At 34.7% G+C, this 9,732-nt stretch carries 9 protein-coding genes and 1 pseudogene; 6 read left to right on the plus strand and 4 right to left on the minus strand.

All coding sequences use genetic code 11. The features are described 5' to 3' along the window. Positions 1-18: 18 nt before the first annotated feature. The 5 genes from BM088_RS13670 (at position 19) to BM088_RS13690 (ending at position 5,389) form a co-directional block, all read left to right on the plus strand. On the plus strand, positions 19-1,620 hold the full coding sequence (locus BM088_RS13670; RefSeq protein WP_091984882.1) for an ABC transporter substrate-binding protein: 1,602 nt from the start codon (positions 19-21) through the stop codon (positions 1,618-1,620). After that, a complete protein-coding gene (locus tag BM088_RS13675; RefSeq protein ID WP_091984884.1) occupies positions 1,620-2,654 on the plus strand; it encodes an ABC transporter permease in 1,035 nt (344 codons plus the stop codon). The genes BM088_RS13670 and BM088_RS13675 overlap by 1 nt, the downstream gene beginning before the upstream one ends. Continuing rightward, complete coding sequence (locus BM088_RS13680) at positions 2,641-3,546, plus strand: ABC transporter permease subunit (RefSeq protein ID WP_091984887.1); 906 nt, start codon at positions 2,641-2,643, stop codon at positions 3,544-3,546. Before BM088_RS13675 ends, BM088_RS13680 begins: the two co-directional genes overlap by 14 nt. A 74-nt stretch (positions 3,547-3,620) precedes the next feature. Further along, complete coding sequence (locus BM088_RS13685) at positions 3,621-4,643, plus strand: peptide ABC transporter ATP-binding protein (protein WP_091984890.1); 1,023 nt, start codon at positions 3,621-3,623, stop codon at positions 4,641-4,643. Next, a complete protein-coding gene (locus BM088_RS13690) occupies positions 4,628-5,389 on the plus strand; it encodes an ATP-binding cassette domain-containing protein (RefSeq protein ID WP_091984893.1) in 762 nt (253 codons plus the stop codon). The genes BM088_RS13685 and BM088_RS13690 overlap by 16 nt, the downstream gene beginning before the upstream one ends. Before the next feature lie 74 nt (positions 5,390-5,463). On the opposite strand, the gene tyrR is transcribed toward BM088_RS13690, so the two are convergent. The 4 genes from tyrR to BM088_RS13710 all read right to left on the minus strand — a co-directional run bounded on the left by tyrR (position 5,464) and on the right by BM088_RS13710 (position 9,097). Beyond that, positions 5,464-7,020, minus strand: coding sequence for a transcriptional regulator TyrR (tyrR, locus tag BM088_RS13695; protein ID WP_091984896.1), 1,557 nt, complete (start codon positions 7,018-7,020; stop codon positions 5,464-5,466). 186 nt (positions 7,021-7,206) lie between these two features. Further along, entirely contained in the window at positions 7,207-8,190 is a 984-nt protein-coding gene (locus BM088_RS13700; protein ID WP_091984899.1) for a hypothetical protein, read from the minus strand. A 44-nt stretch (positions 8,191-8,234) separates the two neighbouring features. Further along, the gene (locus BM088_RS13705) at positions 8,235-8,621 is read right to left on the minus strand and encodes a DoxX-like family protein (RefSeq protein ID WP_245763827.1); all 387 of its coding nucleotides are present in this window, start codon (positions 8,619-8,621) and stop codon (positions 8,235-8,237) included. Between the two features lie 2 nt (positions 8,622-8,623). Next, a complete protein-coding gene (locus tag BM088_RS13710) occupies positions 8,624-9,097 on the minus strand; it encodes a DUF2269 family protein (protein ID WP_091984904.1) in 474 nt (157 codons plus the stop codon). A gap of 399 nt (positions 9,098-9,496) precedes the next feature. Here BM088_RS13710 and BM088_RS13715 point away from each other — a divergent pair. After that, positions 9,497-9,732, plus strand: a pseudogene (locus BM088_RS13715) (IS982 family transposase); the annotation flags it as partial.

Here is a 9,732-nt window from a genome sequence, read left to right on the forward strand (position 1 = left end):
AACAAAGAGGCATGATGAATGGTTAAATTCATCTTTGGCATAGCACTCCTGATGCTGACAGGCTGCACTGAACAGTCACTCAAAAATCAAAACAGCCATGGTTTAATATATTGTGCAGAAGCCAACCCTGTTAGTTTTAATCCTCAAATTACAACTTCTGGTTCTACAATTGACTTGATTTCAAATCAGCTATACAACCGCTTGATTAGTATTGATGCTAATACAGGCGAGTTTTTGCCTGAGTTAGCAAAATCATGGAAAATTAGTAAAAATAGAAAAAAAATCACCTTTGAATTAAGACAAGATGTGCAATTTCATCATACAGATTATTTTACACCAAGCAGAAATTTTGATGCTGATGATGTTGTATTTACCTTTAGCCGATTATTTGATGTTTACAACCCTTATCATTTTGTAAGTGGTGGACAGTATCCTTATTTCAAAAGTATAGGGCTAGACAGATTAATCAAATCTATCATTAAAGAGTCCCAATACAGTGTTTCATTTGAACTATTTGATACACAAAGTAGCTTTTTATCGAATATGGCAACTGATTTTTCTGTTATATTATCCGCCGAATATGCCAAGAGTTTAGAGGTAGATGAAAAATTAGAAAATTTGGATCATTTTCCTATAGGAACCGGTCCTTATAAATTTAAAGATTATAAACGTGATATTTTAATACGATATTATCAACATGAAAAATATTGGCAACACCCTGTTGCACTAGCACAGTTGGTATATGATATCACGCCAAATAGTACAACCCGTATCGCCAAAATGCTAACGCATGAATGTGATGTTACCCCTCATCCTAATTCGTCACAACTGTCTATTTTAGCCGATAGAAAAGATATTCAAGTCCAAAAAGAAACAAACTTAAATATGGGTTATTGGGCTTTTAATACACAAAAAGCACCTTTTAATAATGGTCTTGTTCGACGAGCCCTTGCCCATGCCATAGATGTAAATAAAATAATGCAGTCTGTTTTTTTAAATAACGGTAAACGCTTACATTCCATCTTACCGAGTACGTCTTGGGCATATCAAGCCCAAGTTAATATGCCAGATTATAACCCTGAACTCGCTAAACGATTACTTCGCCAAGCTGGTATTGTTGATGGTTTTAGTATGGACTTATGGGCAATGCCTGTTGCACGAATTTATAATCCGAATGCTCGAAAAATGGCAGAGCTTATTCAAAATGATTTAAAAAAAATAGATGTAACTGTGCATATTGTTGAATATGAATGGAATACATTTATTAAAAAACTGGAAGATCATACGCATGATTCTGTATTACTCGGATGGTCTGCGGATACACCGGACCCCGATAACTTTTTTAGCCCGCTATTAAGCTGTGCAGCAGCATTAAGTGGTAAAAATTCAGCAAATTGGTGCGACCCAGAATTTGATTTATTATTATCGAATGCACTTGATACAGTTAATATTGATGAGAGAAAAGAGTATTATTTTCAGGCCCAACAAATGGTAATACAAGAGCTTCCCTTGCTCCCTATAGCACAGGGGATGCGTTTTCAAGCAACATCAAGTAATGTCAAAGATATTGAAATAAAACCTTTTGGTGGTGTATCACTGGCAAAAGCGAGGAAAGAATAATGGTTTTAGAATATATATTCCGGCGCATTATTTTACTTTCATTTATGCTATTACTGCTTTGCGTATTTACTTTTTCATTAAGTTATTTATTTCCTGGCGACCCTTTAACAAACTTAAGTGGTGTTCAAAATGTATCACTTCATGAAGCCGATGACTTAGTACAAAAATATAAACTTGATCACAGTATGCCAACTCAATTTTTATCTTTTTTATCAAGAGTAAGTGAGGGAGATTGGGGCATATCATTTGCCTCTGGGGAACCGATATTTAAGCATATTGTTGCGCTTTTTCCCGCAACCTTAGAGCTGGCTTTATATGCACTGCTAGCCTCAATTGTTTTTGGAATTCCAGCGGGGATCACCGCAGCTGCTTATCATAAAAACTGGCCGGATAAACTTATTAATTTATTCACCCTATTGGGCTATTCTACCCCCGTATTTTGGTTAGCATTACTATTGATTATGGGCTTGTGTTTACAGCTTGGTTTATTACCTATGTCGGGAAGAATCAGCCTATTATATGAAATACCTGATAAAACAGGTTTTATTTTAGTTGATATTTTTTTAAGTGATGTCAGCTACAAAATAAACGCTTTTACAGATGCTTTAAAACACTTATTACTCCCTACAATTGTATTATCAACCTACCCCACTATGGTATTAATAAGGTTTACTCGTGATTCCATGCTTGAAGTATTAGAGCAAAACTATATTAAAACAGCCAGAGCAAAAGGTTTAAGCCGAAGTCAGTTAATATTTCACCATGCATTAAGAAATGCATTATTACCTGTCATAAAACAGATTGGTTTACAATTTAGTACTTTGATCACCTTAGCAATGATCACTGAAGTTATATTTTCATGGCCAGGTATTGGCCGATGGTTAATTGATAGCATTTATCAAAGAGACTTCCCGGCTATTCAAGGTGGCTTATTAGCAGTCTCTACATTTATCATTTTGGCAACTGTTACTGCCGATGTAATGCATTCATTATTTGATCCAATTACTCGGAACCAAACTCATGGCAAAATTTAACTTTATCGCAAGCTTAAATGGTGAAGAGTTAAATAAGTCACCATTACGCCAGCTATGGCGACATTTTAAAAGTAATCATGTTGCACTGGTTGGTTTGTGGTTATTTATAGCATTAACCATTTTAGCAACCTTAGCCCCCGTATTAGCGCCATATGGCGTAAATCAACAGCATAGCGATGCACTATTATTACCACCTTCTTGGGATGACGCAGGAGATGTCAGGTTTATACTCGGCACAGATGATCTTGGCAGAGATGTTTTATCTCGTTTGATAAATGGTACAACCTATACATTTGGTCTCGCAATATTAACCGCTTTAATCACAACTTTGTTAGGTGTGATTTTAGGCGTTTTTGCAGGTATGAGCAAAGGTGTTCGTTCAAGTATTTTAAATCATATTCTTGACGTAACTTTATCTATTCCTTCTTTGTTATTAGCCATTATTATCATCGCACTTTTAGGGCCAGGCTTGTTAAATACCGTATGGGCGATTATTTTAGCCCTACTCCCCCAATATATTCATTCTGTAAGAAACTTAGTTGTGCAAGAGTTATCTAAAGATTATATCGTGGCGCAGTGGTTAGACGGAGCCAATAGTTGGCATGTTTTAAGTCGTGGAATATTTCCTAATATTTATGAACATATTGTCGTAATATTCACCATGTCACTCTCAACCGCTATTTTAGACATATCAGCACTGGGTTTTTTAAAACTCGGCGCTCAGCCACCTACGGCTGAATGGGGTGCAATACTGGCTGAAAATTTAGGTTTTATTTATTTGGCTCCATGGACAGTTGCACTACCTGGAATTTTGTTATTTTTTGCTGTGTTGGCGACAAACTTAGTAGGTGATGGCTTACGAACGGCGTTGAAAAAAAGAAAGGCTATCTAATGTTATTTCTTACACGATATAAAAATGAATTAGACTTTAGATTAGATGTCAACTTATGTTGTAGGGCTAAGTAAATGCAATTATTAGATATCCGTAACCTTACTATCGAATTAGAAACACCGGACGGTATTATTCGGGCTGTAGATAAAGTCAGTTTAAGTTTAAAAGAAGGTGAAGTACATGCTTTGGTGGGGGAGTCAGGCTCAGGAAAAAGCTTAATAGCGAAAGCAATCGTTGGAGTTTTAAATTCTAGATGGCATATCACAGCAGATAGAATGCATTGGCAAGGCATCGATTTAATGCGCCTTTCTCCTGAAAAGCGCAGAAAAATAATAGGGCAAGAAATCGCAATGATTTATCAAGATCCCAGCAGTTGCCTTGATCCTACTGCAAAAATAGCAGACCAAATAGCAGAAAGTATTCCTAAAAAAAACCTAAAAGGTTATTTCTGGCAAAAAAAGAAACAGAAAAAAGAACGTTCAATCGCTTTATTACATAAAGTCGGGATCAGAGATCATACAAAGATATTGCATAGTTATCCTCACGAATTATCTGATGGGATCTGTCAAAAAGTCATGATAGCAATGGCAATTGCACGCTCACCAAAGCTACTTATTGCAGATGAGCCAACCACTGCCCTTGAAAGTACGACACAAGCACAAGTATTCAGGTTATTAAAAAGTCTTAATTTATTAAAAAATATGTCTATTTTAATGATAAGTCACGAACTTGAAGAGCTCTCTAGCTGGACTCACGGCTTACATGTACTTTATTGTGGGCAAATGGTTGAAGCCGGACCCACAAAAAAAATATATAAATCACCGTATCACCCTTATACCAGTGCATTACTCAAAAGTTTACCCGACTATAATAAAGGCCTTAAACATAAACATGAAATTTATGCGCTCAAGGGCACAATTCCTACTTTACAACATTTACCCATAGGATGTCGCTTAGGGCCTCGTTGCCCACAAGCACAAAGAGATTGTGTTAAAACACCTAAGCTGAATACGCAACATGAACGCAGTTATGCATGCCACTTTCCTTTAATAAATATCGAAACAAATAAAGGGAATTCAAAATGCAGCCCATTTTAAAGGTTCAGGCATTATCAAAAACATTTAAAATTAGAGACAGATTTTTTTTAAGAAAAAAATTTAAAGTGCTTGAGGATATTTCCTTTTGTTTATCTAAAGGTGAAACCATAGCGATTATTGGCGAAACAGGCTCAGGAAAAAGTACGCTAGCAAAAATCCTTGCTGGTGCAGAAGTAAGCCAAAAAGGTCAAATTTTATTGGAAGGAAAAGTCATTGAAGATGATGGAAAACGTAAAACCAGTTGTCGTGATATACGCTTGATCTTTCAAGATGCTTCAAAATCCTTAAATCCAGGGATTACAATAGGTAAAACATTAAATGAAATATTATTAATGAATACCCACTATGATGCAGCGCAACGTCAAGAGTCGATTAAAAATAATTTGCTTAAGGTTGGCTTACTAGCCGAACATCAAGATTATTACCCTCATATGTTTTCAGGCGGTCAACTACAGCGAATTGCTCTTGCAAGAGCTCTTATTTTAGAACCAAAAGTTTTAGTATTAGATGAAGCATTATCTTCTTTAGACCCTTCAGTACGTGCTCAAACCGTTAATTTGTTATTGAAATTACAGCAAGAAACGGGGTTAAGTTATGTACTTATTACCCATCATTTAAGTTTGGTTAAACATATGAGCGATCAAACTTTGGTACTTGATCAAGGCAAAGTGATTGAAGCAGGAAAAACACAAGCTTTATTTATAAAACATAAATCTAAAATTACCCAGAGACTCCTAAACTGTTAATTCTCAATGGTGAACTGCTTACCCATTAATAATGGAGAAGCAGTTTCAGCTTACTTTATCACTATAAAATAATTTTAAACTTTAATTGTTTTACGATTAATACCATATTCCCTTAATTTATTTGCCACTGCTGTATGACTTAAACCAAGCCTTTTAGCAAGTTGTCGTGAGCTTGGATAAGCTGGATATAACTTACGTAATAAAGTTGATTCAAAGCGTTTTACAGCTTGCTCTAAGCTTCCTTCAAAGTCAGACTCTAAATAACCTAAATCATTTGTAAAGCTCGGTAACTGTAAATGTTCTATACCTAAATTTTCATCATCTAATAAAGAGACTGCACGATATATTGCATTTTCTAATTGCCTTACATTTCCAGGCCAAGGATATTGTTCTAAAAATGCTAAGCATGCTTCTGTCAATTTAGGCACTTTCACACCCATTTGATGTGCATATTTTTGAATAAAATGCTCAGTTAATGGGCCAATATCAGCTTTACGATCTCTTAAAGGTGCAATGTCTAAAGTTAAAACATTTATTCTATAATATAAATCTTCTCTAAAAGTATTCTCTTGAACCATGCCTGGCAAGTCTTTTTGTGTTGTAGCAATAATTCTCACGCTTACTTTAACTTCGTTTTCATCTCCAACACGACGGAAAGTACCATCCTGTAAAAAACGTAATAATTTAGTTTGCAGCTGTGTAGACATTTCGCCAACTTCATCTAAGAAAACAGTGCCTCCATCAGCTTGTTCTAAAATACCACGTTTAGTAACAGACTCAGCACTATTTCCTATAAACCCAAATAATTCAGATTCAGCCACATCATCAGGTAAAGATGCACAAGATAATGCTAAAAAGGGTTTCATTGAACGGTTTGATGAAAAATGGCATGCCCTTGCTAGTAATTCTTTGCCTGTGCCAGTTTCACCTAAAATTAAGATAGGTGCTTCTAAATGAGAAATCCTTCTTGCTTCTCTAACAACCCGTCGCATTGCAGTACTTTGCGTTTGTATTGTAGAAAAGCTTTCTTGGCCATATCGTCTAAATACACTTACTTGTTGGCCTAAACGACTTTGAGATTTAATATTAATAACCGCACCAGCAAGAATATCTTCTTGTGTGCTTTCAGGTACGGAAATAGGTAAGATATCCGCAATAAAATCTTCACCTGAGACTTCAACTCTCACGGTTTGCCCTAGTACTTCATCATTTTCTAGCCAGCGGTTAAAATTAAAGCCTTTAAGTAAAATATTGATGCTCATTCCAACTACATCATATTTATCGACATTTAAATCTCTGGCTGCAGCATCATTGCATAATCTGACAATGCCCTTAGTATCAATTGAAATAATACCGTCAGGTAATACACTTAGTAAGGTTTTAAGTTCATTATGCTCCCGCTCAGATGGCATGAAGGCAGTTGTTTTAACATCTTCAACACCATCTATTAAACGAATTTCAGGCATCAATTTTTGAAATTTATCAAACTCAATCGGTGGCATAGAAATAAACATTTTGCTATTAATGGCATCTACCTCGATACCTTTTAAATCCACTTCATAGTTGACTAAAATATTAAGAACTTCCTGTGCTATCCCCATTCGATCTGCACATTGGATTTCCAGACGCATAAAACCTCAAAGCATAAATAAATTTGTATAGCTGAATCATACTTTAATTAAGCTATAAAAAAACTCATTTTGTAAAGAATTTTGCACATTTTTAGAAATTATAAAGTAACAATCTGTAAATTCCTGTCTTTATAAATAAAACGATTATAAAACAATCATAAATTTATGTTTAAATGAAAAAGGCAATTAGCCTCCCATCATATTAGCCATGCCATCAAACCATTGAGAACGTGTTTTTTGATATTCCTGCAATTGCTCAGCGCTGAGAAGTTGCTCTAGTTGCTCTTGTAAATGAGTTCGTAACTGTGGATCATTGTCCATATTACTTTGTGCAAAAGGACTACCATAAGTACCAATTTTCACATCTAAAAAGTCAACCTGACGTTGTTGAAAAAATCGATTTATTTCTTTTTTTTGATATTCATTCAAAGAAGGTATTTGACTTATTACCATATTTGATTCCATAGCCATTACCATTTCAAACTCTTGTTGTTGTTTTTCTTGCTCAAAAGATTGATATGTTTCAAGTTGATCCGAAGTTAATAAATCCGAAAGTTCTTCTTGATAGTTTTCTTGATTCAATGTCAATAAATCTTTAATTGCTAGGTCTACTTCATTTTCATCAAGTTCACCATCAAATGATTTTTCAAGTAGTGCCTTAGTATCTCCATTGACCATTTCTTCCAGCATAGGCGCATTGGCATCAATATCAGCTTCTGCTTTTTGTTTTAATAACTGAGCCAAAGCTGTAGATTGCGCATCAGATAAAGCTAACCTATTTGTTAATTCTGCCGTCACTGGGCTAAGTTGCATCGTTAAAGTTGATTTTAAAAAGTCTGGTGTCATCATACTCATAAAGCCAGTCGGCTTTTTCTGTTCAACTTCTTCACTTTGCTCATCTAAAGCAGTTTTATCTCTAGCTGTGATATGTGTTAACTGCTCAGATAATTGTGCAATTTCTAGTTTTAGTCTCTTATTTGACTCAACTAATTGAAGCGTATCTACTTCAGCGGGCTGTTCTATAGTTGGTAATTTACTTAAAACAACAGGCTTAGTATCAATCGTTAAATTATCTTGTTGGGGAGTTAAATTAAAATACCAGGCACTTGTTAATGCCCCTAATATGTATGTACAGCCATATAAAGCTAAATTACGTATTTTCTTTTCCATTTAGGGTATTCCTTTACTTCATCTCAATGCTTTAAGTGAATATTTTATGCGATTTTATTTTCATTAACCATAACAATAAATATTAAAATCAAAATCGGTATATTTTTTGTTATGGGTCCAAAAGGATGCAACCAGAAGCTCCCATCAATTAAAGTTAATAATAAGGTATAAAACACAATTAGACTTATTTGAAATAAACAACAAAGTTTAATTTTTATTCTCGTTAATAGCCAAAGCCCTAATGCAATATCTAAAACACCACCACCATAAACAGCGATATCAGCAAACAGTCCTGTCATTTTTGATTTCGACAATATTTCATATCCCACTTCAGGGTTAAAAAATATTGAAGTTGCTCCTGTAAATATCCACAAAAAAGAGAGCGAATATTTAGCTGCTTTATATAAATTTATATCTGTAAGTAATGCCACTTTCATACCAAAGAAAAAGGTTTAAAGACCATTAACCAAAAAATCATTAGAATAGCTATAAAAGCAAGAATTCCAAGTATTATCCAAGTATTCATCAAAGCTTTAAATTCCTGAGACACAGTACTGACTTCCTGGTCTCTTTTTGCCAGTGCCCGTAACTTATATTGAATATTTAGAACAGGCAACCAACACAAACCAATAAATAAAAATAAGCTTACAACCCAATAAAACCAAGGAGATGAGAATGAATAGCCTTGAATATTCATCAATAAAACCCCTGTTATTATTTGTATAATTACAGCAGGTAGCGTAAATACCCAGTCAACTAAAATGACATGCCTGCTTATAATATAAATTGCTTGAGTATTATTTGAACGATTTACCATAAACATAAAAAATTCAATACCTGCGCCAGTCCCAGTAACAACAACAGCCGCTAAAATATGTATTAGTTTTAGCAGTAAATAACTCGTCAAATCACATCTTCCTATATTTTATTTTCACTGAAATGCTCTTGTTGATGGCTAAGTCTAAATAACAAGTACTCACTTAAACACATACATTTTTCACTGAAATGAACTGCTAGTATGAATAACCACAGAAGGAGACATTTTCCTTAGCTGATTATCAAAATCTGTTACTGAAATATCTATTACCAATGGCTTTAAAATTGCCTGTAGTGTGTTAAGTTTCAACCTGTAATAAAAGCGATTAGATTAATTATCTTTCCCATAATTTTATACCTAAGTAGCCATAACCACGTAAAGTTAAAACGATTTTAAATAACCTGAATTCTGGATAAGAAGTGAACTTATTGCCCACCTAGCGATCAGATCTTTCGACTAAGAACGATTTGAAAGCATAACGGTGGGCAGATGAATAAACTAATTGAAATTTTTTGCGATGTCGATGATTTTTGTCATCAGTTTTTACCCGAATGGGAAGCGCTATTAATCTCTGACAGCACTAAAAAGCGTAGGCGCAGTTCGAAAATGTCTACAAGTGAATGTATGACTATTATGATTGCTTTTCATCAGTCAAATCATCGTGATTTCAAGAACTTTTATATTGGTCTGGTCAGACGATATTGGGGGGAGTATTTCCCTCAATT

Source organism: Pseudoalteromonas denitrificans DSM 6059 (genome assembly GCF_900112265.1).
In the GTDB taxonomy this organism is placed as follows: domain Bacteria; phylum Pseudomonadota; class Gammaproteobacteria; order Enterobacterales; family Alteromonadaceae; genus Pseudoalteromonas; species Pseudoalteromonas denitrificans.

Bases quoted from the DNA above. Each gene is read 5' to 3' on its own strand.
- BM088_RS13670 (WP_091984882.1), top strand. From the start codon at position 19: ATGGTTAAATTCATCTTTGGCATAGCACTCCTGATGCTGACAGGCTGC.
- BM088_RS13675 (WP_091984884.1), top strand. From the start codon at position 1,620: ATGGTTTTAGAATATATATTCCGGCGCATTATTTTACTTTCATTTATG.
- BM088_RS13680 (WP_091984887.1), top strand. From the start codon at position 2,641: ATGGCAAAATTTAACTTTATCGCAAGCTTAAATGGTGAAGAGTTAAAT.
- BM088_RS13685 (WP_091984890.1), top strand. From the start codon at position 3,621: ATGCAATTATTAGATATCCGTAACCTTACTATCGAATTAGAAACACCG.
- BM088_RS13690 (WP_091984893.1), top strand. From the start codon at position 4,628: ATGCAGCCCATTTTAAAGGTTCAGGCATTATCAAAAACATTTAAAATT.
- tyrR (WP_091984896.1), bottom strand. From the start codon at position 7,020: ATGCGTCTGGAAATCCAATGTGCAGATCGAATGGGGATAGCACAGGAA.
- BM088_RS13700 (WP_091984899.1), bottom strand. From the start codon at position 8,190: ATGGAAAAGAAAATACGTAATTTAGCTTTATATGGCTGTACATACATA.